At 33.1% G+C, this 22,464-nt stretch carries 26 protein-coding genes; 6 read left to right on the top strand and 20 right to left on the bottom strand.

What is annotated here, in order from left to right; all coding sequences use genetic code 11:
• The first annotated feature begins 51 nt into the window (after positions 1-51).
• Genes tssK through tssR form a run of 6 tightly spaced genes read left to right on the top strand, consistent with a single transcriptional unit; the run spans position 52 to position 6,508 of the window.
• Positions 52-1,164, top strand: a complete 1,113-nt coding sequence (tssK, locus tag CGC58_RS11660) for a type VI secretion system baseplate subunit TssK (protein ID WP_095896869.1) — start codon at positions 52-54, stop codon at positions 1,162-1,164.
• Between the two features lie 17 nt (positions 1,165-1,181).
• Entirely contained in the window at positions 1,182-2,129 is a 948-nt protein-coding gene (locus CGC58_RS11655) for a type VI secretion system baseplate subunit TssG (RefSeq protein WP_095896868.1), read from the top strand.
• A gap of 13 nt (positions 2,130-2,142) precedes the next feature.
• On the top strand, positions 2,143-2,652 hold the full coding sequence (gene tssO, locus CGC58_RS11650; RefSeq protein WP_095896867.1) for a type VI secretion system TssO: 510 nt from the start codon (positions 2,143-2,145) through the stop codon (positions 2,650-2,652).
• 25 nt (positions 2,653-2,677) lie between these two features.
• A complete protein-coding gene (locus CGC58_RS11645; protein WP_095896866.1) occupies positions 2,678-3,187 on the top strand; it encodes a type VI secretion system transmembrane protein TssO in 510 nt (169 codons plus the stop codon).
• A gap of 3 nt (positions 3,188-3,190) precedes the next feature.
• Positions 3,191-4,090 (top strand): PKD domain-containing protein, encoded by a 900-nt coding sequence (locus tag CGC58_RS11640; protein ID WP_095896865.1) that lies wholly within the window; start codon positions 3,191-3,193, stop codon positions 4,088-4,090.
• A gap of 3 nt (positions 4,091-4,093) precedes the next feature.
• Complete coding sequence (gene tssR, locus CGC58_RS11635) at positions 4,094-6,508, top strand: type VI secretion system protein TssR domain-containing protein (protein ID WP_095896864.1); 2,415 nt, start codon at positions 4,094-4,096, stop codon at positions 6,506-6,508.
• Positions 6,509-7,323: 815 nt separating this feature from the next.
• Here the strand turns inward: tssR and CGC58_RS11630 are convergent.
• The 20 genes from CGC58_RS11630 to CGC58_RS11540 form a co-directional block, all read right to left on the bottom strand.
• A complete protein-coding gene (locus CGC58_RS11630; RefSeq protein WP_095897220.1) occupies positions 7,324-8,703 on the bottom strand; it encodes a DUF5458 family protein in 1,380 nt (459 codons plus the stop codon).
• A 13-nt stretch (positions 8,704-8,716) separates the two neighbouring features.
• On the bottom strand, positions 8,717-9,175 hold the full coding sequence (locus tag CGC58_RS11625) for a hypothetical protein (protein WP_095896863.1): 459 nt from the start codon (positions 9,173-9,175) through the stop codon (positions 8,717-8,719).
• 91 nt (positions 9,176-9,266) lie between these two features.
• Positions 9,267-9,659, bottom strand: coding sequence for a type VI secretion system tube protein TssD (tssD, locus tag CGC58_RS11620; protein ID WP_095896862.1), 393 nt, complete (start codon positions 9,657-9,659; stop codon positions 9,267-9,269).
• A gap of 249 nt (positions 9,660-9,908) precedes the next feature.
• Positions 9,909-10,532 (bottom strand): hypothetical protein, encoded by a 624-nt coding sequence (locus tag CGC58_RS11615; protein ID WP_095896861.1) that lies wholly within the window; start codon positions 10,530-10,532, stop codon positions 9,909-9,911.
• 4 nt (positions 10,533-10,536) lie between these two features.
• On the bottom strand, positions 10,537-11,019 hold the full coding sequence (locus tag CGC58_RS11610) for a hypothetical protein (RefSeq protein ID WP_095896860.1): 483 nt from the start codon (positions 11,017-11,019) through the stop codon (positions 10,537-10,539).
• Positions 11,016-11,390 (bottom strand): hypothetical protein, encoded by a 375-nt coding sequence (locus tag CGC58_RS11605; protein ID WP_095896859.1) that lies wholly within the window; start codon positions 11,388-11,390, stop codon positions 11,016-11,018. The genes CGC58_RS11610 and CGC58_RS11605 overlap by 4 nt, the downstream gene beginning before the upstream one ends.
• 5 nt (positions 11,391-11,395) lie before the next feature.
• On the bottom strand, positions 11,396-12,019 hold the full coding sequence (locus CGC58_RS11600; protein ID WP_157909262.1) for a hypothetical protein: 624 nt from the start codon (positions 12,017-12,019) through the stop codon (positions 11,396-11,398).
• 5 nt (positions 12,020-12,024) lie between these two features.
• Entirely contained in the window at positions 12,025-12,672 is a 648-nt protein-coding gene (locus CGC58_RS11595; protein ID WP_095896857.1) for a hypothetical protein, read from the bottom strand.
• Positions 12,666-13,286 (bottom strand): hypothetical protein, encoded by a 621-nt coding sequence (locus tag CGC58_RS11590; RefSeq protein WP_095896856.1) that lies wholly within the window; start codon positions 13,284-13,286, stop codon positions 12,666-12,668. The genes CGC58_RS11595 and CGC58_RS11590 overlap by 7 nt, the downstream gene beginning before the upstream one ends.
• 4 nt (positions 13,287-13,290) lie before the next feature.
• Positions 13,291-13,428, bottom strand: coding sequence for a hypothetical protein (locus CGC58_RS12755; protein WP_157909261.1), 138 nt, complete (start codon positions 13,426-13,428; stop codon positions 13,291-13,293).
• 14 nt (positions 13,429-13,442) lie between these two features.
• On the bottom strand, positions 13,443-14,066 hold the full coding sequence (locus CGC58_RS11585; protein WP_095896855.1) for a hypothetical protein: 624 nt from the start codon (positions 14,064-14,066) through the stop codon (positions 13,443-13,445).
• Between the two features lie 4 nt (positions 14,067-14,070).
• Positions 14,071-14,925 carry a hypothetical protein gene (locus CGC58_RS11580; protein ID WP_095896854.1) on the bottom strand — a complete coding sequence of 285 codons (855 nt, stop codon included), beginning with the start codon at positions 14,923-14,925 and terminating at the stop codon, positions 14,071-14,073.
• 5 nt (positions 14,926-14,930) lie between these two features.
• Positions 14,931-15,539, bottom strand: coding sequence for a hypothetical protein (locus CGC58_RS11575; RefSeq protein ID WP_095896853.1), 609 nt, complete (start codon positions 15,537-15,539; stop codon positions 14,931-14,933).
• On the bottom strand, positions 15,536-17,335 hold the full coding sequence (locus CGC58_RS11570; RefSeq protein WP_095896852.1) for a hypothetical protein: 1,800 nt from the start codon (positions 17,333-17,335) through the stop codon (positions 15,536-15,538). The genes CGC58_RS11575 and CGC58_RS11570 overlap by 4 nt, the downstream gene beginning before the upstream one ends.
• Positions 17,314-17,925: a hypothetical protein gene (locus CGC58_RS11565; protein WP_095896851.1), complete on the bottom strand. Its 612-nt coding sequence runs from the start codon at positions 17,923-17,925 to the stop codon at positions 17,314-17,316. Before CGC58_RS11565 ends, CGC58_RS11570 begins: the two co-directional genes overlap by 22 nt.
• A 10-nt stretch (positions 17,926-17,935) precedes the next feature.
• Positions 17,936-19,609, bottom strand: coding sequence for a phospholipase effector Tle1 domain-containing protein (locus CGC58_RS11560; RefSeq protein WP_095896850.1), 1,674 nt, complete (start codon positions 19,607-19,609; stop codon positions 17,936-17,938).
• 2 nt (positions 19,610-19,611) lie between these two features.
• A complete protein-coding gene (locus tag CGC58_RS11555) occupies positions 19,612-20,643 on the bottom strand; it encodes a DUF2931 family protein (protein WP_232748840.1) in 1,032 nt (343 codons plus the stop codon).
• 104 nt (positions 20,644-20,747) lie between these two features.
• Positions 20,748-20,933, bottom strand: a complete 186-nt coding sequence (locus tag CGC58_RS11550) for a hypothetical protein (RefSeq protein WP_095896848.1) — start codon at positions 20,931-20,933, stop codon at positions 20,748-20,750.
• A gap of 2 nt (positions 20,934-20,935) precedes the next feature.
• The gene (locus CGC58_RS11545; RefSeq protein ID WP_232748839.1) at positions 20,936-21,973 is read right to left on the bottom strand and encodes a DUF2931 family protein; all 1,038 of its coding nucleotides are present in this window, start codon (positions 21,971-21,973) and stop codon (positions 20,936-20,938) included.
• Between the two features lie 86 nt (positions 21,974-22,059).
• Positions 22,060-22,461, bottom strand: coding sequence for a hypothetical protein (locus CGC58_RS11540; protein ID WP_095896846.1), 402 nt, complete (start codon positions 22,459-22,461; stop codon positions 22,060-22,062).
• Positions 22,462-22,464 lie beyond the last annotated feature (3 nt).

Genomic DNA, 22,464 nt, shown 5'->3' with positions numbered 1-22,464 from the left:
TTTCTCTATAAATTATTTTTATTTTTGCTCACTAAAGTCTTATTTTATATTATGGAAAACTTCTCTTATTTGCCTATTAATTGGACACAAGGAATGAATGTTTCTTCTTCGCATTTTATTGCGACAGAAAATTTTCTTTTGGAACGTCTTTTAAAAACCATCTCTCTTTCTTACAATCACTTTTATGGAATTTTACCTAAAAGCAATGCCTCGTACACAGACATTCGAGTCCGTAACTTAGGAAATACAACACATATTTCTCTGAATAGTTATTCAGGAATTTGCCCTGGTGGATATCCCTTGTTGATAGATGAAACAAATAATGACAATTTAAACTATATCATAGAAAAATCACAAGAAAGGTCAGAACAAAAATGGGATATTGTTCTTAGTGTATTTCCTTTTCAAAGAGTTCCGACAGGTGTGCCTGATGCTAATGAACTCCCGTTACGTTTTCCATATGTTAAAACTCTTTTTCAATTAGGAGTATTACCCTATCAAGAGCAAGTGGAGCACGCTCAATTCAGCGTTGTGATTGGAGTACTAAAAAAGACAACTGCTGGATATGAATTGGACGGAAATTACATCCCGCCCTCCTTGACGATGAATGCACACGAATCTCTAAAAGATTATATGCTTTCATTCTCTAACGCATTGTTTTTGATTGAAGAATCATTAAAAAAAATTCTTATAAAAATACAAACACAACCCAACCAAACCTCCATTACAAAAAGTTTGTTTATTCTTTGCAAAGAAATGCTTCGTCATTTGTCTTCCATCAATTTTTCGTGGAAAAATATGATGTCCAATCTGTCTCCTTTTCAGGTAACAGAAATGTTAAGTTCTTTCGCAGGAGCAATTCTCACAGGACTTTTCTTCCTCTCCAAAAAAGATAAAGAAGAAGTTTTAAAATACTTTCACGAATGGAACGGAATTTTACCAGCTACGTTTGAACAAATGCTAAAAGATATTCACGATAATAAATACAATCATAACAGAATCAATCTTTCGATGTTTGTTATTGATGGAATGTTACAAACTATGGGAGAATTGTTAATTATGCTTTCTCAGTTAGAATTTGTTGGGCAGCACAAAGAAGGGATTGTTATTTCAGAACGCCAGATACAATCCAATACAGAGAATAATCGTTGGACAGTTGATTAATACTAATACTTTCATTTATGAGTAATAAGAATGTCGAGATTCAAAATTTTCTCTCAAAAAATACACTTTACACGAATTACAAAGCAGAGGTTTTTGCTTCTGTAATGGTGGAAAAGGGCATCGAAAAAGATAAAATCCGAATTATACGCAAAGGAAAAGCTTTACGGGGAGCATATAAAGAAGTGGATAGCATCACGTATGAAGACACAGAAAATGACACCTACTACGCCATCCACACCCACCGAAGAGATTTATACGACTCCCTTCCCAAAGGATTGTTTCACAGCAATGTAACTAACTTTTCAAACAAAAAACAATTAAAAGATCGTATACTTAAATCTATTGAAATTGGGAGGCAAGAAGAGAAAAACGCTCGTTTTTTTTTCAAACCTTTTGAATTTCATATTGACAGAATGTTCATCACTACACAGCTGTATGAACGACGGTTGGAGAAGCCACATTTACATTCTGATTTTATAAACTTATTCGTCCACGATTGGGAATTTTTAAAGGAAATTCCTTTAGAGAAGGCTCTTTTTGTACTAAACTTTCTATCACAAAGTTACCGGATTACCTCTGGGGAGCAGATAGCACATATTTTGTCTTTCTTTTTGGAATGTGATGTAACTCTTGAAAATACAATCAAGACACAAAATATCAGTACCTCTTATCAGTGGAAACTTGGGACAGAACCCTTAGGTGAAACTTCATTTATTGGAGGGTCTTTTGCAAGTACATACCCTTCAGTTTCTGTTTGTATATCAGGGCTTCCCTCAAAATACAAGGAATTGATTTACCCTGAAAGTTCTATCAGAAAACAATTTCGCTCTCTTTTAGACTTATTTATCCCTGCTGATGCGCAATTGGACTTACAAATTAGAGGTAATGAACAAGAAACCACCTTTTCATTAGCTTCTGAACAAGGGGGAAACTCTATTTTAGGTTTTTCAACAAGATTACAATAAATGTTACTTATCTATGAAAGCATTAAATCGCAAAGAAGTCTTTGTTTCACATTTGAAATTCACCAAATATATGGTGTTTTTAGTGTGTACCACCTTAATTTGTCTTTTTGTTTTTTTCAAAACCGCTTCGGTAGAGATTAGCAAAATACAAGCCTTGGGAAAAGAAAGCATAGACATTTTTAATCAGCAGGTTTCGCTAAGTGATGATTTTGATAGAATTTTTGAAACCTACCAGAAATTGGATTTGGTACAAGAGAATAACATTCCGTTTTTAATGAATGATATTGCCTCAAAGAAATTACAGATTTCTAATACATTGCTAAAAACTCCCAGTAGTGATGTACAGGTACACAGTTACATAATCCAAGAAATGGATAAATTTTTGCGTACTCGTGACTCTATCAACTCTTTGAAACAAACAGAAAATGTTTATAAAGATGATGTTATCCGGTGTACCGAAGAAAATAAAACGGTAACCCGCAAGGTACAAGTAGGAAGATTGACGTATGACCGCAATAAATGAATGTTAAAAAGAAATCACAAATGATATGGAAATCCTAAACGAAACTAACAAAACTACAAACTCTCGGGAGAAAAACATTGGTTTTTTCTATGTATTAATACTTTTTTGCACCACCACGACTCTGTCTGGATATATTCTATTTTTCTCAAACAATAGTTATAAGGCGTTGGAAGGGAAAAAAGCTGTATTGGAGCAAATCCAACGGATAAATGATTTTAAAAAAATTCAAAATTCACAAATGGAAAAAATACAGCAAATTGATAAAAAAATATCACAAATAAATCCAGAATTAAAGGCAGCATATGAAAAACGCGAATTAAATTTTCTTATAGGAGAGGTACGTAATGTATATACTCAACAAAAATGGGATGTTCGCTACAAAATTTTCGATCAAGTAGCTACTTTCTATGAATTTCGAATGGCTGATAGGGATAGACTTTGGAATATTCAACAAAATATTGAAAAATTTAAATCTGACCTAGAACGCTGTCGATCAAATACAGAAAGTAGAAGAAATAATTTAACCTCACAATAGCATATGAATAAAATTTTTACTCGCTGGTCAATTATCATATTGATTGTTGTTGGTAGCATTATCGGAGCAGTTTGGTTACTGCGTCCTAAAACAATTATTAAAACTGATATCCGAGCGTGGGTTTCTCCAAAAGAAGTGGAGCTGGGAGACCCCATCCGATTCATAGATAGTACGGCCAATGCCAAAGAGGTTCTTTGGGAATTTGGTAATGGTGATTTTTCCAAAGAAAAAAGTGGAAGTTATGTGTTTCCACAAGCAGGAAGATACCAAGTACGTCTAAAAATTAACAATACCCTTGAGCAACGTTATATCATCACGGTTAAAGAAAGTAGGCGAGTTACAGATTTTCGTACCATAAAAATCATTGCTCCACAAACAGCAATTCAGAATGAATATATTTCTTTTTTTGCTGACGGGTACTCCAAAGAATGGCGTTGGGAATTTGGTGAAACAGGAGATATTGATTCTTATGAGAAAAATCCTACTTACTTCTACAAATTACCTGGTGTTTATGAAATTCGATTAACCTCAGAAGACACGACTTTTCCTATCATCCATCATATTGAAATTTTACCTGAATATAGCGAATCAGATACCTCTGATGTGCTTTCTCTTATCGCCAAAGACATTCAAGAACGTTTGCAAAGCATTATTGATGGAGGTTCTTTTAATGAAAATTATAATTACATTTTGAGTAAGTACCTCTGTAATGAACCTAATCAAATTGTGATCGTTAATGCAAGCAAACAAAATGATTTTTATTCATATTGTTATAGCTTGAAAATACTTGGAAGTCAATCCACTACCACCATCAATGAAGTGGTTATAGAACCTGACAAGAACTCTAATTGTGTAAAACGTATTTTAGTGAAACAAAATTCATTAACTTCTGAAAACAAATAACCAATGAAGCCTCTTTTTTATATTCTTTTTTTCATCATAACAGCAAGTATAACAGGATGTTCTCCTATAACACCATTGACACGTGCAAAAAAAACACCTAAAATCTATACTCAAAACTTTTGTTGTGATCAAGAAGTAAAACGAACTTTAGGAAAAAGAACGCCTTGGATAGTGTTCTCTGATCGCGATGACAATCCTACACATTACAATCCAGGCGGAAAAGTGGTCTTGAAAAAAGCCTCTTACTTGGAAGCCTTTTTGGTTATTGGAAAAAAAGGAGAGTTTCTAAGGGTAATAAAATATGCTCCTGATATTATTGAAAATAATTCTTTAAAAAACAGAAAACAGATTGAATATTATGGTTGGATACATCAAGACAATCTGCTATTATCTTCGCAGGCTTTAACTGATATTGCCTCAGGAAGAACTTACAAAATGATAACAATGATAAAAAATGGAAATCCCCTATCTCAAGCAGAGAATTTTTTATCAAAAGATTCTTTGATACTTTATAAAGAACCAGAGTTATTAAACCCCATCAAAAAAATAGCACTGCATTCCTTGGTGTACTTGTACAAAAAAAATAATGACCGTAGTAAAAGTTTGGTTTTCGTAAAATCACAAATTAATCCAGAAAATACCAAAAATGTTATTTCTGGGTGGACTTCCTCTTCCTTTATAACTCCGTACGGAACATCGTTTTATAGCAAACTCTCCGAAATATCTATTGAAAAAATTTCATTGACAGATAAATCTAAAAAAGTTATTGAGCAGGATAGTACTTTTACTTTTGAAACAGGAGACACTTTTACAGAACTCAATCCTATTACCTCTTTGAAGCAAGGTGGAGAAATGGTTGATATTAACACATATGTACCCATCAACGTGATAGACAATAGCCACAATTACGTGTATGGTATTTCGGGAAATTCCATTACTTATGGGCGGTTCAAAAAACTAAAAACAGATTTAAAACGTATTAATATTGTTTTTGCTTTTGAAAATCAGTCAAATGTAATTGCTAATTTTGAACAATTGGTTGTTGCCATCAATCAACTTAAAAATCAATTACCTAATAAAAAAGAATACCTCTATCAAATAGGTATTGTTGTGGGATTTGGAATGCAAAACAACACTTTATTGGAATTCCCTCTTTCCAAAGATGTTGACTTGACTTTAAAAGAATTGGAAAGATTAGCTGATAGTAAAAAGGATATTCCTTTATCCAATGCACAATCTTGGACAGCTACTTTGAGAGCCTCACAAATGTTGTCAAAATATAGTAAAGAAAATAATCTTATCATAACGCTTGGTGAAAGTGGAAATGAAAAAGAACAAATAGACAAATATTTAGTTGAGAACATTATTGCTTCAAATGCTCGTGTGTTGGGATATCAGCTATTTTCAGATACCGGAAACAAGTTTAATAATTTTATTTTACAAGTTCAAGACATTATCACACGTTCCTCCCAAGAAATTATTAAACAGAAAAAAGACTTTTTGGTAAATTCTCAACAACTTCGAACAGAAAACCTGTTTGTGGAACGCGGTGAAAATATTTATAGTTTAGATTTTCCTAAACGAAGTATGTGGCAAGGATGGATTGTTTTCCCCAAGAAAAAAGAGCAAATGTCACAGGATTTATTAATTTCTTCAATTACTTCTTTCATTGAAGAAATTCAATCCGATGCCCAAAATATGGTAGATGAACTACAAAAATCATTCGTAGCATCGGGAATGTCCCGAAGTAAAATCAATCCAGCGTGGATGTCTTTGCAAAATCTTCCGCCTCAATATGTTCCTAACACTGCATTTGCAAAGCCTCTGGCAGGTACAGAACTTTATACACTTTTCCCTGCCTCAGTACAAATTAAAAAAGCGAATTGGATTGGCGGAACTCATTTTTTGTTACTTTCAGAAGAAGAAATTAATACGGTTCGCGATTTTCTTGCGGATATTACCAAACGACAAGTAGACTACAGGTACAGCAACAAAAAAAATGAAAGACCTGAAAAAAAATCTTTTTTAGAAGATGATGGAACTTCTACCGAAGAAAAAACAGGAGAAAATCCTGAATATTTCAATACACGAAAAGTAAGAAAATCTTTACAAAAAAGTTATTATAAATGGGTTAGAAACAATAAGTTGTATCCTCCAAAAAAACGGCAAACTCAAAAATTAACCCTCACACAAGCCACGGAGCAGTCTATTTGGTTTGTATCGTCCAATTTTGATTTACAAATGATAAAAGTGAAAGATATACGTAATAAGAAAAAACTGTCTGACAAAGAGTTAGACAATCTTATTGAGTATTTTGTAAAGAAAAAAAGAAGTTTTGAAGAAGCTATTACCACTGAAAATCAACTTAAAGCCAATGGAGAGATTTTCTATAAAATAAGCACCGATAATTTACCATAATCATTAAAAAAACAGAGTCCTACGGGGAAGTTTAGACAAAGAAAAACAAGAAGAATTACCTGAATTGAAAACCTTTGAAGGAGTTTTTGGATGAAGAAGTGTATCAGAGTATGTATTGGAAAGTCTTAGAGAAGATGAAAAAGCCTTTGAAAACGCCACAAAAGAATACGAACGAATCCACCGCAACTTTTTGTAATAGACGGGGCAGAAGTGAAATTCAATCCTCACGAAGGAAAACCTGAAGTCTTACAAGAGTTTTGCTTTTCGATTTCTTGATTTTATGCCATTATCTTGTTTAATAGAATGGGTGACGATTCGATTAAAATTTTTACTAAATTAACACCTCGTCGAATCTTTGATTTTGTATATAATATAGAAAATTTGCTCATTAAATTTCATTGTTTTTTAAAGGTATTCGTGATGTATTTCACAGTTACGTAATTTTATCACCTAACAATACAGGGAGTGTATTTTGATTAAACTATGCCTTTCAAATATTTAATACATTAAAAAACTATTTCCTTTTTTACAAATAAATTTGTGTTTTTTATATCGAACTCACATTCTTTATGAACTAAAGTAAAGATAAATGAAAACGGCAGTCTATAATTTTGTTCGGGTATAAAATGTTATAATAAAGCTACTTTCATCATAACTCTTATAAATCTATAAAATATAATGCCTTACAAAGTTTTTTAAACACTGTTTTTTACCAAATTGTCAAATAAAAAAGTTTACCTTTCTCTGTAAAAAGAAAGAGGCTACACGACTGATAGCCTCTTTTTCTTCTTAAATTTTATATAACCCTAAAATTACTAATCTTGCTGGTACTCTACATTCCAATTATTCCCATCGTCTCCTTTAGTTCCATCAAATTTGATGATAAAACTTTTGGTATGGAAGAATGGAGATAAATGAATATCCAAATACACCCTATCTTTTTGATTAGGGTCTTGCTCAAAACGCGTAATCTTGTAATCTTGAATAAGTCTCCCAGGTCCTTTGATACTATCTAAATATTTAACTAATTGAGTTCTCAAATCCTGTGAAGTTCTTGAATTCCAATTCTCAAAAGCTCTTCGATTCAAAAAGTCTATTGACGTTTTAGATACACTGTCAAACACCCTAACTACTGAATAGGTTTGTAATCCCAAGTCATCTCCGTTGAAAAGCGTTTTTCCTGAAAATGCCATTACTTTTCCATATTCATTAACCATAGGAACTAATCCCATAGCCTCTAATTGTGATATTTCACTTTTCTTTAAAGGGAATGTAACGGCATCTACCTCATTGATTCCGCCGTGTTTTTTACCTGCTGCTACCTGAGCAATGGATGTTGAATACACTTTTCCTGCTAATGCAGATGCTGGAGATACGTGTAAATCCTCTGTTTCTCCGATTTCTCGATATGCAGCTCTTCCAATAAGCCAATTGCAACTCATTACCACATTGCTTTTAAAAACATCTCCACTGGCTAAGTTGGAAGAAAAGAATAAATCTACTACATCATCTGGTTTATCCAAATCTGCAAAATCTGTAAAAAGCATCACTTTATTATTGTGTGCAATTTTTGCCCATTTTTCAACTACTTTATTAGAGCCTAAAAAACCAGGGAGCACTAAGATAGAATAATTCTCACGGAGGTCTAACCTATCATAATTTTGGTTGATTTCATCAGAAATGAAGTCAATAAACTGTGAATTGTCTAAATCAGACAATTGTTCTACTGAGGCGTTTACAATGGTAACGTTTGTTAGTTTATCCAATTCAGTATTTTTATAAAACGCCTGTACGGAACGATATGATTTCTCCAAATCACGAACTGACTCTACCACAGTAAGCTGATTTTTTGCCAACAATTCAGATGTTGCATCCGCTTGGCTCTGGCTTTTATCAACCATTTCAGCTATAGAATCACTTTGTGTTAATAAATCAATCCAAAGATCTATTTTTTCAGCCAATTCTTTTCGCTCGGCTTCCTTTTGTTCTTCTACTAAGAACATTTTCTTACGAGCCTTACGCTCGGGATTCAAATTTTGAATTCCATCAATAGCTGATTCCAAAAAATTAAACCCTCCTAAACGAGAAAGACCCGTAAGAGCTTCGTCTAAGGCTGATTGCGAAAATGATTCGGAAACTTGTTCTCGTACCTTCTCAGAAGTGATATTTTGATTGTTTTGTTGTTTCTGTTCCATATAAATCAGTTTTTTAGGATTTAGAAGCTGCATCCAACTCTAGTTTCAACTGAGTAAGTGCCTGAATAAACGCCTTTTTTGTTTCTTCATTTTCTAAGGCACGTTGTAAAATTTTATTGGTACGAAGTTGCTTTACCAATTTTGTATAGAAATCACGTTGAATTTCTAACTTTTTTAAAAAAGGACTTTGACTTGTTAAGTTTTTAACCTGAAAATCTCCCGTGTTTCGGAAAACGAAATTCTCTTGAACAGGCTCTCCTTCCGCAGTTTCAAACTCAACATCAACATTAGGACGAAACGCATCAAAGACAGCCTCAATTGTGGTCAGTCCTTCCATTGTTTCAGGAAACATAGGTTCCTCTACCGTTAATTTTTCGACTAAAAGCGTGCGATTAGAAGGAATATTAGCAATAGCTTCTGAAGCATCTCTTTTGACTTCATTACCTCCAATGCCATAATCTAAAATACTCATAATCTTTATATTATATTTTTAATCTTTATACTTAATAAAAGAAAAGTGCCTGACAAACAGTTAGGCACTTATTCTCTGTTTTTAAAGAAAACTAACTTTTCGGCCAATTCTCTTGATGCTCTGCATTTCCTATTTTAATAATTTGTGCAGAAATAGTGATGCAAAGTGACATTGGTGTTGTTCCTACCGTGTCAATACCTTCTTCAAATTCAATGATATATGCATTCTCGAAAGATAACTCTTTCATTTTTGCATCCTCATCTCCTTTTTTAAATACGATACTTCCTGAAAAAGGCTTGTACATATTGACCATTTGTTCGATAATGGTCGTGTCAGCAGTAGATTCTACACGAACTGTAATACGCCCTCCGTAAATGTTTGATGAAGGTCTTCCTTTTGAATCTACATCTCTGCGAAGAGAGTATTTACAATCAAGAATATCATACTCTTTTCCTCCTAAGTTTAATGTTGAGCTGAATGCCATAGACTAATTTTTTTAATTAAAACTCATTTTATTGTTAAAATGTAAAACGTAAATCGTTACCCATTTAACGAGTGCAATTTACGATTATTTTTGATATAAACAAATAAATTTTATTTTTTTTATTTTTTGCAATTATCCTTTGACGTAAAAAAATTAATGACAGATTCAATCTACAATTGTTAATTCATTATTCACTAATTATAAATTTTTCTGTTTTTTTATGTATTCGCTCAATAATCTTTGCTTTCCCTACCACTCTGCTTTAAACTTGTATTTTTGTTTTACAGGACTAATAACCTCTAATTCAATGCTATCACCTTTGGTTAAAAATTCTAACAACTCTGGGTTTTTGCGTTTGAATTCGGAAAAGGGTTCTTGGTAAGAAAGAACTCTTTTATTTTCATACGTTTCCCCTGTCAATTCGTTTTTTTCAAGAGGATGCTTGCCCAAAGGTATGTATTGTTCCAAACCTCTATAAATACCTTCAAACTTAAAATTCCTCATATACATATTTATCTCATAAATAACCCTTCGTTCTCGAAAAGGGGAAATGTTAATCTTGTAAAATTCTTCCCCTTTACCGCTACCTATAATGTACAAATTACCATCATCACCATAATCCATAGGAGAGGCGTAAATATCAGAAACTTTTTCTCTCTCAATAAAATAATTTATCCTAACATCTGCGAATCTGATATATTGATTTTTTAAATTTATTTTTTTACGTAAGTAGATAGAGGCATTTTGAATATTTTTATAACCATAAAAAACTATTTCTACATTTTCATTGCCCTCCTGTATTAGCTGAACATGTTTACCTGCACTGCAACCTATTAAAAACAAGGTTACAATGGTTAAAATATACTTTTTCATAACCTTATTTTTTTTCTGTGTTTACAAAAAACGTATCTATTAAAATCCCGTCTTCAACTTCTTTATAAACAATGGTAACTTCTTCATATCCTGACTTTAAGCCTTCAATTTTTTTTATAGTCCCAGTGAGCAATCCTTGCATTACTTGAAAACTGATGGGCTTTGTTTTATAAATATCTCTCAAAAAGGCATAAGTATTGAGGGCTTCTATAAAATCTCTTCTTCCTCTAAACTTCACCTTATCCAACTCTTTTTTGTCTCTTTCTAAACCTTCTGCCATAAATTCTTTCAGCGGTTGGTTTAAAATATTTAGGGTGATATTCACCAAAAGTCCGCCTAAAAAGTTGGTTCCCAGTGCCGTGGTGATTATACCAGAGGTCATATCCGCCTCCCCACTTTTGGTCGATGAAGCCGCCTGAACCAAGTCATACATATCTCCGAAAATATTCAACGCATCTTTGGCTACATAAAGCGCCTTGGCTTTCAACGGAGTAGACTCGTAAAACGTCTCCCGAAAAGCAATATTGTTTTTCCTGTTCGCAGTTCGTTGTTTTTTAGCCTGTTCTTTGGAAAAATAATCGTGATGTAACGATATTTTTTTCCGTTAATAGCACATTTTCCGTCACTTACCGAACCCTTAAAAGCATCAGCATACGACTTGTACTTCTGCTGAAAAGAAACCTTATCAACCCGTGTCAAAGCGATGGGTTGGACTTTTTTGGAAGAAGCATTTTTCTTGATTGCGTCTGCTTTTTCTTTAATTTTTTCCTCTGATTTTGATATAATTTGGTTTCTTATTTCATTTTTAACCTCGTCTTCTATGATTGTAACGTACTCATTTTCATAAAATTCAACCATATTTACTACCACTCTGCTTTAAACTTATACTTTTGTTTTACGGGACTAATAACCTCTAACTCAATGCTATCACCTTTGGTTAAAAATTCTAATAACTCGGGGTTTTTGCGCTTGAACTCGGAAAAAGGCTCTTCGTAATATAAAACCATTGTATCCTCATACTTTTCTCCTGTCAATCCATTTTCTCTAATAGGGTGTTTCCCTAATGTAAGATATTGCTTTAAACTTTTATAAACTATACCTCCAGAATCAAATTTTTCTATGTGTTTCCATATTTCATAAATGACTTCTTTGTTACTTAAAGGTGATAATGAAATTTCATTTCTTGATTTTAATGTAATAAAACGATTATATTTTTCATTCAATTCAACAAGACGTGCAGTAAGAAGTTCAAAATCAGTATTATTATATACAAAATATCCAATGTTGGTTCTTAAATGTCTCGTACTCACATTTTTTAAAACTAATTTTTTACGTAATACAATTGTAATTTTCTTTTGACTTGAATAATCCGAAATGGTTATTCTTATAGGCGTATCATCACTTTTCTGAATCAACGCAATCTGTTTACCCACACTACAACTCATCAAAAATAGAGTTATAAAAAAATAAAACATTTCTTTCATCATCTTATTTATTTAACAAAAAATGAATCAATTAAAATTCCGTCTTCTATTTCTTTATAAAGAATAATAACTTCATTATACGCTGATTTTAAATCTTTTTGTTTTTTGATTTTACCATTCAGTAAATCTTGCATTGTTTGGTAACTAATTGGTATTACATGGTATTTTTCCATTAAGAAAACATCTGACTCAACAAAATCCCTAAGGTCTGTTATACCTTTAAATTTCATTGCGTTCATCTCCTTCACACTCGCATTTCTCATATCCTCAAAAAACTCTTTTACAGGCGTCTGCATTACATCCAACGTTATTTTTCCAAAAGCAAACAGCAAGGTTCTCACTTCCAAGCTTTTATCAAGAAAACTCAACGCAGAGGCAGCTACCGCATTAACATCTTTTCCGCCTGCCGCAAAATCTACCAAACTCGATAAACTCCCATAAATATCCAACGTATTTCTAATAAAATAAAGCGTACGCGAACTTTTCAAATGGTTTTCCATAGCCGGTAATTGCGAAATGCCTTTGGTGGTTTCACCTTTTACAAAAGTCCCCGTGTTTACCGCTCGTTTGTATGGTACTTTGCCCTCTTCAAGATATTCCGAATAGGTTTTTACAGCGTTTTTCCGCTGATATAGCCTGCCTTTGTTGGTTACCACTCTGCTTTAAATTTATACTTTTGTTTTACGGGACTAATAACCTCTAACTCAATGCTATCACCTTTGGTTAAAAACTCTAATAACTCTGGGTTTTTACGCTTGAACTCGGAAAAGGGTTCTTCGTAAATAAAGGAATTTGAACTTTTATATTTTTCTCCTGTCAATCCGTCTTCATAAACAATAGGTTTTCCCAAAGAAAGATAATGTTCTAAACTTTTATAAATCCCTTCAAATTTAAGATAATCCATAGGAATATATAGTTCATAAATAATTTCCCTCTCACTTAAAGGTAAAATATTAATTTCATACAATTTCTCTCCCTTAGCACTACCTATTCTATACAAATTACCATCTTTTCCATAATCCATAGGATACGCATACATTCCATCAATTTGCTCTCCCTCAATAAAATAATTCAATTTAACATTTGCAAATCTTATATTAGGATTTTTAAATTTTATTTTTTTTCTTAAATAAATGGACATTTGTTGGAAACTGTAATTAGAATAAAGTATTTTAACACTTTCATTCCCACTTTGTGACAACCAGATTTGTTTACCCGTACTACAACCTATTAAAAATAAGGTTACAACAATTAAAATATATTTTTTCATAACCTTATTTTTCTTTTATATTTACAAAAAACGCATCTATTAAAATCCCATCTTCTATTTCTTTATAAACAATGGTAACTTCTCGATAAGCTGATTTTAAATTTTCCACCTTTTTGATTGTCCCTTTTAGTAAACCTTGCATTGTTTGAATATTAATTACCACTCTGCTTTAAATTTATACTTTTGTTTTACAGGACTAATGACCTCTAACTCAATGCTATCACCTTTGGTTAAAAATTCTAATAACTCTGGGTTTTTACGCTTGAACTCGGAAAAGGGTTCTTCGTAAATAAGGGAATTTGAACTTTCATATTTTTCTCCTGTCAATCCATTTTCATAAATGGGAGGTTTACCCAATGCAATATATTGCTTCAAATTTTTGTATATTCCCTCAAATTTAAAGGGCTCTATAAAAGTATTGAATTCAAAAATAATTTCTCTCTCGCTTAAAGGATAGAGATTTATCTCATACAATTCTTCCCCTTTTTCGCTACCTATGATGTATAAGTTTCCGTCTTTACCATAATCCATTGGTCGAGCAAATATTTCATCGATTTGCACTCCGTTATGAAAATAGTTTATTTTCATAGTTGCAAATCTTATATAAGGATTTTTTAGTTTAATTTTTTTACGTAGAGCTATATTATATTGTTGAACTTTACCATAATCAATAAAATGTAGTTCAACATTCACATTTTCTCCTTGCGTGAATTGAATTTGTTTATTTGTGCTACAACCCACTAAACACAAGACTACAATAATTAAAATATATTTTTTCATAACCTTATTTTTCTTTTATATTTACAAAAAATGTATCTATTAAAATTCCATCTTCTATTTCTCTATAAACAATGGTAACTTCTTTATTTGCTGACTTTAAGTGTTCTATTTTTTTAAGTGTTCCTTTTAGTAATCCCTGCATTGATTGATAACTAATTGGTATTGTTTTATAAATATCTCTCAAAAAAGTAGAATTGTAAAGTTCTTTCTTAAACCTTTCTTCTCCCAAAAATTTATAAGTATCCAACTCTTTTTTATCTCTTTCCAAACCTTCTGCCATAAATTCTTTCATCGGTTGGTTTAAAATGTTTAGGGTGATATTCACCAAAAGTCCGCCTAAAAAGTTGGTTCCCAATGCCGTGGTGATTATGCCGGAAGTAATATCCGCCTCCCCACTTTTGGTCGATGAAGCCGCCTGAACCAAGTCATACATATCCCCGAAAATATTCAACGCATCTTTGGCTACATAAAGTGCCTTGGCTTTCAACGGAGTAGACTCGTAAAAACTTTTTTGAAAAGCAATATTATTTTTTCTGTTTACAGTTCGTTGTTTTTTAGCTTGTTCTTTGGAAAAATAATCGTGATGCAACGATATTTTTTTACCGTTAATCGCACATTTTCCGTCACTTACAGCACCCTTAAAAGCATCGGCATACGACCTGTATTTCTGCTGAAAAGAAACCTTATCAACCCGCGTTAAAGCAATCGCTTGGGCTTTTTTGGAAGAAGCATTTTTCTTGATTGAATCGGCTTTTTTCTCAATTTTTTCCGATGCCTTTGATGTAAGCTGGTTTCTTATTTCAGATTTAATCTCGTCTTCTATGATTGTAATGTACTCATTTTCATAAAATTCAACCATATTTACTACCACTCTGCTTTAAATTTATATTTTTGTTTTACGGGACTAATAACCTCTAACTCAATGCTATCACCTTTGGTTAAAAACTCTAACAATTCTGGGTTTTTGCGCTTGAACTCGGAAAAGGGTTCTTCGTAGATAAGAGAATTTTTATCTTCGTAAGTCTTTTTCATCAGATTATCCTCTATAACAAGATATTTTCCTAAGGGAATGTAATGTTTTAACATCTCGCTATTTATATTTCGTTCCCATAGATTATAATAAATTCCTTTTGTTTCTTTGGGGTTTAATCCAATGATATGTAGTCCTTTTTTATGTTCAAAAGTTCTATTTTTTTGTATTTGCTCATCGAAATAAAGAGGATAGGTATCAATAGAAGAAAACAATTCTTTATCTTTGTAATAATTTATTTTTACTTCTGAATATTTCCAATTGGGATTAATAATTATTATTTTTTTTTGTAGTACTACACTACTATTTAGCACATTATCAAGTGAAATGAAAATTTTAACCTTACAGTTTAAACATTCTTTTTGCTCAAAAGAAATATTTTTTGGGGAATTACAACTTATAAATACTATTATATTGATTATATAGAATAATTTTTTTTTCATTTGTTATTCGTTTTGGGTTTAACAAAAAATGAATCAATAATTGTATACTCTTCTTTACTGATACAAAGAATAGCAACTTCGTCAAATTTAGAGTATCTATTTAATTGCTTCCAATCTCTTATACTTCCATTTAATAATCCTTGCATTCCCTGATAACTAATATATGCTATATTATATTCATTCAAAAGTTTGGTTTGATTCTTTCTCATTGAAAGATAGCTTCTAACGTCGTTTACTCCTGAAAATTTGTAAACGTTTAATTCTTTTATGTAATCATTTTTTAAATCATCAAAAAACTCTTTCACAGGTGTTTGCATTACGTCTAACGTCATTTTAGTCAGAATACCCAACACAGGAGTAGAATTGGACGCCAATACCAATGCATCTGACAATACAGAATTCATATCTCTACCGCCTTTGGCTACTTCCGTTAAGCTATATAAACTTCCAAAAATATTTGCTGCATTTTTTAAAAAATAAAACGTTTGGGTGCTCGGTAATTTTGTTTGCATTATGGCTAACTGGTCTACTCCATTAACCACCTTTTTTTCCAATGGAATAAATTGCCGAAGTGATTTTTGTGAGGACAAAAATTTCTCAAAATCATCATAACGCACCATTTTCCCAGAATGATTTACTCTATAACCGGCTTCATATTTAGCCATTGCAATCCCTTTTGAAACATCTGGAAGTTTTTTATCGCCCAAGTAAGCCGCTCCTGAAATCAAAAAACTTTTCCCATATCCTACAAACTCATTCTCCGAAGACTCTTCCACAACTTTCATTTCAGTAATCCCCGCAAAAAACATCGGGTCACCATCAAAAGAATATATTTCCGGTACACCGTAATTATAACCCGTTTCGCTCATTACGGGTTTTATGTAAATTTCACGTTGGTTTCTTACTTTTAAGTGGTTATATATTTCTCGTGGAAATATTTCTTTTGATATTTTTTTGTTATCACAACTAATTTTCCAATAAAGTTCAATAGCACTATTGGCAAAGGGTTGTCCTTTTTCAGCATCAATGTGTTCTTTCCATTGAGGCTTTAAATACACTTCCATTACAGCCTGATTATTTTTCACTTTTATTTCTCTTGGACTATCTATTTTGTCGTCAAAGTTCCACAAATCATTCCACAAAAAATGGTCATAATCATAGAGTTGCACCGTTAATTTTTCTCCATCTTCAATATTAACCGTATCTATCACAAAATACACCGTATCTTCCAAATAGGCTTCTGTGATTTCGTTGGCAGCGTTTCTGTCCGATGCCCAACGCCCGTTGGTTATTTTGGGGCGGGTTTTATAGGGCGGTAAGGGGGCAAAAGTTGTGTCAATGCATTCAGGAACATTGATTTGCCCCGAATGTATGCACTCGGCTGTGCCTGCCTCCACTGTGGAAGAACCAGGCATTTGCCCTACATAAGAAATTTTAGACCCTTGTATCAGCACTTCGTTATTCTGAAATTTTGCCGTACCCTGCCCCGTCCATTGCCCCAGTGAGGTCAGCTGAAAACCATCGGCAAAGGTAAAGTTCGTAGGTTGGTTTTCAACAACCGTACCCACTAACTTACCTTGTATGGTAGGCGTGTCATTGAGTACTTTCAACTCTGCCAAATGTGCCCCAAACCTATACCGTGCTCCGTCAACAACTATGAGTTTGTCTTGCTGGGCTTGGAGTTCTTCCTCTTGCTCCTGCTCTACTTTTTGAGCTTCCGTTGAGCTTAAATGAGCATCGAATAAGTCTTTCTCTTCTTGCGTGAAATCGTTATTTAAATTATCAGTCCCTGGCATAATACTTCATATAATTGGTTAGAATTTCTTTTTTTTACCTCTTTCAGAAAAGTGCCTTTATATAAAAACTTGTAATGAGGTAAATCATCTACTATAATCTCATTAAAAACTTTACTCGGGCTTGCATTACAAGTATGGCTGAGTTGCTCCCACTTTTTATTGAAAAACAAACCATACATTGCATCACTTTCTAAAAAAGCAATAAGTGCCTTTTTATCATTTACGACAGAGTCAACTACTTGAACAAACGAATCAATCTCTTCCCCTTTGTGGTCATTGAGGACAGATGCTTTGATTTTTTGCCATTTTTTTTGTATCTGTTCGTGTGAATATACATTTATAATGGCACCTCTCTTGTCTACAAATATAATTATATTACTGAAAACAAGTGCTACTTTTTTGAGGAAAAAGGAAATTTGCGGAACTTTATATTCTATTTTTTCACACAATAAACCAAAAGCAAAAATATCCTCCCTTGAATAAGGAATTCGGGTTATTTTTATAATACGGCTGTACTTTATTTCTTGCTCTTTTTCATAAGAAGTGGTGCTAAACTTATATCGAGCAGACAATTTTTCATCAAGATTCATAATCAATATTTTAAAAATCCATTCGTTTTCTGTTTTTGGCAGGACTATTAGCAATTCTGTCAGTAAAAGTATTCAATTTAGCCGACCAATGCAAGTATTGATTTCGCAATTTTCTTAATATATAATCTGAACGATAAGCACTTATTTCCACCTGTTCAAGATTAATAGTAGGGATAATTTCTTTTGATGATGCCGTTGTATGTGTATTATCCGCTGGCTCAATTTCTTGAATGTCAAGTGGTGAAATGTTGTTATTGTAGTTATGAGAAACCGAAGAATCAATCAATTTCCACTTATTCTTTCCTTCAATAGTATATTGTTTTAAATAGTTTTTCACCTTTTCGAGAAAATCATCTTCTAAAGCATAATCAGATAAGATTTTTTCTCCAAACAAATTTTCAGCCAAGTAATTAGCTGCTTCATCGCACATAAAATGAAGCGGAATAAAACTATACCCTCTGTTCAAAATACGTTCAGCATAGAGATGTTTTTGTATAGGGAATTGATATTTTATTTTTATTTGGTCTTCTGTGAACCAACCTTCAGAAATCAATTCTTGCCTGAATTTTTCAAAATTTTTTAAAAAAATATCACTGTCTAAACGTACCATTTCATACTCAGAAGCTTTGCGTGTAGGAACACTTTGAAGCAATAGTTTTGCTTTTTGTTGTTTGCGGGCAAACTCCTGCGTTGATAACTTATCGTGGTTATAACTTCCTCCCACATCACTATGCACTCCCGGAAATTCAAACTCTTGCCCTATCTTTAAACGTGTTAGTGAAAAATTTTCTCGATGTTCATCCAAAGCAGTATAATGTACTGCTCTTGTGGGAGTTCCTAAGTCGTGTAAATGTAACTTATGAATTTGCTTTTCAAAATTTGGAATTAAAATACAATTAGGGTCATAAGAAGCAACCGTGTCATATATGCCCAAAAAACGCACCTTAACTCCCATTGTTTCAATAAGTTCTCGTGAAATACCCGCTTCCAAAAGTGATATACCTAAAAAACCGTACCGTGGCAACAGACCATCTTTGACCCAACTGTCTTTTATAAAATAACCTGCATAGTCTGTTTTAATGACTGCCAATGAAGGGTCTATGTTATGCACTGTATTTATAGATTGGCAGGACGGAGGATATGCCCGCTTTTGCAAATTATACAAAAAATGCCGTGCCGCCGCTGCCCCACGACTAAAACCAAATGCATCGACGATTAAGTGAATATGATTTATATCATCATCTTCTACTTTCTTATCATATTCTTCTTTTATTTTTTCAGCCAACATTTTACAACCTGAATGTACCTTGGCAATGATTCCCGTAACCCCACGCCCATAAGCAAAACCATCCATTTCATCGTCTTTATCTTTCACTTCTTTGCCTACCGTCCCGATACCTTCCACATAGATAGCGTATTTTTTTCTTTCACAACAGTACCACTTACGGGCAACATTAGTAAAATCGTTCCCAAAACTTTCGTTATCCCCATAATTTGCATAAATATCTCTTTCCTCTTGGGTAGGGGCTTGGTCTTTAAACTCACCTTTGTTTTCTATTTTCTTGCGAATTTCAGTATGATACCGATTGTTTTTGGTACCGTCAAAAAACATCCCAAAAGTAACTGACAGAACCCCTTTTTTTTCAGGGTCAAAGCTACCATCATTATATACAAATGTACTCATAGTCACTTTCTTCTTTTAACTATTATTTTACCATCAAACAAAGCTATTTCTTTATATTTGCTCTTCAAAGCTACCGTAGCATCAGTTCTGCTATCGTTGATATACACTACCAGCTCTGCTTCCGTATTAGGACTATCGCCAAAAACATCTCTAAAGGCTTTAAAGATTTCTTCTTCATCAAATTTAACGGAGCAACTGTATGTAGCATCATCAATTATCCAACGAAAAGAAACAGATTTTGGCACTGCTCTCTCTTTATGAGTTGTCCAGCGAAAAGATTCTGGAATTTCAGGATAAACTTCTATCAACGTTTCTCCAAACAGAAACTCTCTTTCTCCATTGTAGAAACCATAATTAACATCCTTTACTTTCTCTTGATGTAAAAATTCAAAAGATAACTGCCAATTATATTTTTTACGATAGGTATCCCATAGCCCATACGGAACAGGCTTGTCTTTCACTTTGTCAACAATTTCCTTGGGTACCATCTTCCAATGATACAAAATATTATTATGATATTCAATGTTATGCATATTCTTTTTAGGTCCTGAAGGCAGTTCATCTATCTGTTCTTGAGTAAAGGTAATCTCTTTTCCTTGATAACGTCCAACCTCAATTTGCCTGCCTGCTCCTGCTACCCATATAACCACAACACCACCAGGTGCAAATCCTACCATAATCGTTTTATAATTGGTTTTGTTCAAAGAAGGCTCTTTCGCATTGGGGTCATTTACAAAAGACATTTCATAGTATCCCTCATTAAAAAGACTTACCATTTTTTCATAATCAATCGGGGTATCTATCTCATAAAACTTATGTTCAAAATAGGATACCCAAATCACATGCAAGTGGTTAGGGATCGTTTTTAATCCGCTACTCATTCCATAATTAGCTTCTCCCCAGCCTCCTAAGGTGGTACCATTATACAAACTTGTAAATCCATTTTTAGATTGTAATCCTCCCATATAAACATCCACAAGATAGCCATCAGGAGCTGATGTGGCTTCTTGCCATTCAAATTTATCACGTTTCATATCATTATTATTGTTTTTTTGTTGACAACTACTCAATTGTAATGCAAAGAAAGTTATTAGTAAAAAAAGGTTTTTCATAGCGTTTCTTTATTTTTATCAATAATTTAGGCTTCTCTTTCCTCTTGGGTAGGGGCTTGGTCTTTAAACTCACCTTTGTTTTCTATTTTCTTACGAATTTCAGTATGATACCGATTGTTTTTGGTACCGTCAAAAAACATCCCAAAAGTAACTGACAGAACCCCTTTTTTTTCAGGGTCAAAACTACCATCATTATATACAAATGTACTCATAGTTACTTTCTTTTACCAATTGAAACATTACTATTAAACAAGGCAATTTCTTTGTCTTTGCTCTTCAAAGCTACCGTAGCATCAGTTCTGCTATCGTTGATATACACTACCAGCTCTGCTTCCGTATTAGGACTATCGCCAAAAACATCTCTAAAGGCTTTAAAGATTTCTTCTTCATCAAATTTAATAGAACAACCATATTCTGAGCTTTCTACTACATAAATAAAGGAACACAATTTAGGTGTGGGTCTAACCTTGTGGGTTGTCCAGCGAAAAGATTCTGGAATTTCAGGATATTTTTCTGTTTCAACTGCTCCAAAAAGTTCCTCTCGCTCCCCATTATAGAAGTCAAAAAAAACGTCTTTTATCTTCTCCTGATGTAAAAATTCAAAAGATAACTGCCAATTATATTTTTTACGATAGGTATCCCATAGCCCATACGGAACAGGCTTGTCTTTCACTTTGTCAACAATTTCCTTGGGTACCATCTTCCAATGATACAAAATATTATTATGATATTCAATGTTATGCATATTCTTTTTAGGTCCCGAAGGTAGTTCATCTATCTGCTTTTGAGTAAAGGTAATTTCTTTTCCTTGATAACGTCCAACCTCAATTTGCCTGCCTGCTCCTGCTACCCATATAACCACAACACCACCAGGTGCAAATCCTACCATAATCGTTTTATAATTGGTTTTGTTCAAAGAAGGCTCTTTCGCATTGGGATCATTTACAAAAGACATTTCATAGTATCCCTCATTAAAAAGACTTACCATTTTTTCATAATCAATCGGGGTATCTATCTCATAAAACTTATGTTCAAAATAGGATACCCAAATCACGTGCAAGTGGTTAGGAATCGTTTTTAATCCGCTACTCATTCCGCCACCACCAGTACCCCAACCTTTTAAACCTAAGGTGGTACCACTATACAAACTTGTAAATCCATTTTTAGATTGTAATCCTCCCGTATATACCTCTATAGGATACCCAGGCGGAGCCGATTTAGCTTCTTGCCATTCAAATTTATCTGTACTCATTGTATCTGTACTTTGGCTATTTCTATTGTTTTGACAACCTAATAAAGGTAAAAACAATATGAAAAAAAAATGTCTTCTTCATAAACCTAACTTTTATTAACCAAAGCATCTACTTTACCTAACAATTTAGAAACATTGGCACTTTGTATAGTAACGTCTCCATTTTGTGCAGTATGTGAGTATTTAGAGGATGTTTCTTCTAAATCACCTAATATATTAACCGTTTTTTTGCCATCAACCTTTTGGGTATAATCTTTTGAGTTATGCTGATGTGTATTGGCAATATTTATTACACTATTGTTACCAACAGATGTTGTCATATCATTACCTGCATTGATAGTGTAATTTTCTCCTGTATTGAGAGAAATGTTTTGTGTTGCATTAATGTTAATATTTTCCCCTGCGGTAAGGGTCATATTTTTAGGTGCATTTACCTCAATGTTTCCTGCTCCGTCCATAAAGAATTTATTACCGCTGGGGTCTTTCATCAA

It is taken from the genome of Capnocytophaga stomatis (assembly GCF_002302635.1).
Taxonomy (GTDB): Bacteria; Bacteroidota; Bacteroidia; order Flavobacteriales; family Flavobacteriaceae; genus Capnocytophaga; species Capnocytophaga stomatis.
Note: the sequence above shows the minus strand (reverse complement) of the source record. Positions and strands in the feature narration are given on the sequence as shown.

Excerpts from the sequence above, each read along its gene's own strand:
- tssD (WP_095896862.1), bottom strand. The coding sequence starts at position 9,659 with ATGGCATTCAGCTCAACATTAAACTTAGGAGGAAAAGAGTATGATATT.
- CGC58_RS11540 (WP_095896846.1), bottom strand. The coding sequence starts at position 22,461 with ATGAAAGACCCCAGCGGTAATAAATTCTTTATGGACGGAGCAGGAAAC.
- CGC58_RS11645 (WP_095896866.1), top strand. The coding sequence starts at position 2,678 with ATGGAAATCCTAAACGAAACTAACAAAACTACAAACTCTCGGGAGAAA.
- CGC58_RS11625 (WP_095896863.1), bottom strand. The coding sequence starts at position 9,175 with ATGAGTATTTTAGATTATGGCATTGGAGGTAATGAAGTCAAAAGAGAT.
- CGC58_RS11640 (WP_095896865.1), top strand. The coding sequence starts at position 3,191 with ATGAATAAAATTTTTACTCGCTGGTCAATTATCATATTGATTGTTGTT.
- tssO (WP_095896867.1), top strand. The coding sequence starts at position 2,143 with ATGAAAGCATTAAATCGCAAAGAAGTCTTTGTTTCACATTTGAAATTC.
- CGC58_RS11575 (WP_095896853.1), bottom strand. The coding sequence starts at position 15,539 with ATGAAAAAAAAATTATTCTATATAATCAATATAATAGTATTTATAAGT.
- CGC58_RS11545 (WP_232748839.1), bottom strand. The coding sequence starts at position 21,973 with ATGAGTACAGATAAATTTGAATGGCAAGAAGCTAAATCGGCTCCGCCT.
- CGC58_RS11550 (WP_095896848.1), bottom strand. The coding sequence starts at position 20,933 with ATGAGTACATTTGTATATAATGATGGTAGTTTTGACCCTGAAAAAAAA.
- CGC58_RS11630 (WP_095897220.1), bottom strand. The coding sequence starts at position 8,703 with ATGGAACAGAAACAACAAAACAATCAAAATATCACTTCTGAGAAGGTA.
- CGC58_RS11555 (WP_232748840.1), bottom strand. The coding sequence starts at position 20,643 with ATGAAACGTGATAAATTTGAATGGCAAGAAGCCACATCAGCTCCTGAT.
- CGC58_RS11560 (WP_095896850.1), bottom strand. The coding sequence starts at position 19,609 with ATGAGTACATTTGTATATAATGATGGTAGCTTTGACCCTGAAAAAAAA.
- CGC58_RS11570 (WP_095896852.1), bottom strand. The coding sequence starts at position 17,335 with ATGCCAGGGACTGATAATTTAAATAACGATTTCACGCAAGAAGAGAAA.
- CGC58_RS11590 (WP_095896856.1), bottom strand. The coding sequence starts at position 13,286 with ATGAAAAAATATATTTTAATTGTTGTAACCTTATTTTTAATAGGTTGT.
- CGC58_RS12755 (WP_157909261.1), bottom strand. The coding sequence starts at position 13,428 with ATGCAAGGTTTACTAAAAGGGACAATCAAAAAGGTGGAAAATTTAAAA.
- CGC58_RS11580 (WP_095896854.1), bottom strand. The coding sequence starts at position 14,925 with ATGGTTGAATTTTATGAAAATGAGTACATTACAATCATAGAAGACGAG.
- CGC58_RS11655 (WP_095896868.1), top strand. The coding sequence starts at position 1,182 with ATGAGTAATAAGAATGTCGAGATTCAAAATTTTCTCTCAAAAAATACA.
- tssR (WP_095896864.1), top strand. The coding sequence starts at position 4,094 with ATGAAGCCTCTTTTTTATATTCTTTTTTTCATCATAACAGCAAGTATA.
- CGC58_RS11605 (WP_095896859.1), bottom strand. The coding sequence starts at position 11,390 with ATGGTTGAATTTTATGAAAATGAGTACGTTACAATCATAGAAGACGAG.
- CGC58_RS11615 (WP_095896861.1), bottom strand. The coding sequence starts at position 10,532 with ATGAAAAAGTATATTTTAACCATTGTAACCTTGTTTTTAATAGGTTGC.
- tssK (WP_095896869.1), top strand. The coding sequence starts at position 52 with ATGGAAAACTTCTCTTATTTGCCTATTAATTGGACACAAGGAATGAAT.
- CGC58_RS11600 (WP_157909262.1), bottom strand. The coding sequence starts at position 12,019 with ATGATGAAAGAAATGTTTTATTTTTTTATAACTCTATTTTTGATGAGT.
- CGC58_RS11585 (WP_095896855.1), bottom strand. The coding sequence starts at position 14,066 with ATGAAAAAATATATTTTAATTATTGTAGTCTTGTGTTTAGTGGGTTGT.
- CGC58_RS11565 (WP_095896851.1), bottom strand. The coding sequence starts at position 17,925 with ATGAATCTTGATGAAAAATTGTCTGCTCGATATAAGTTTAGCACCACT.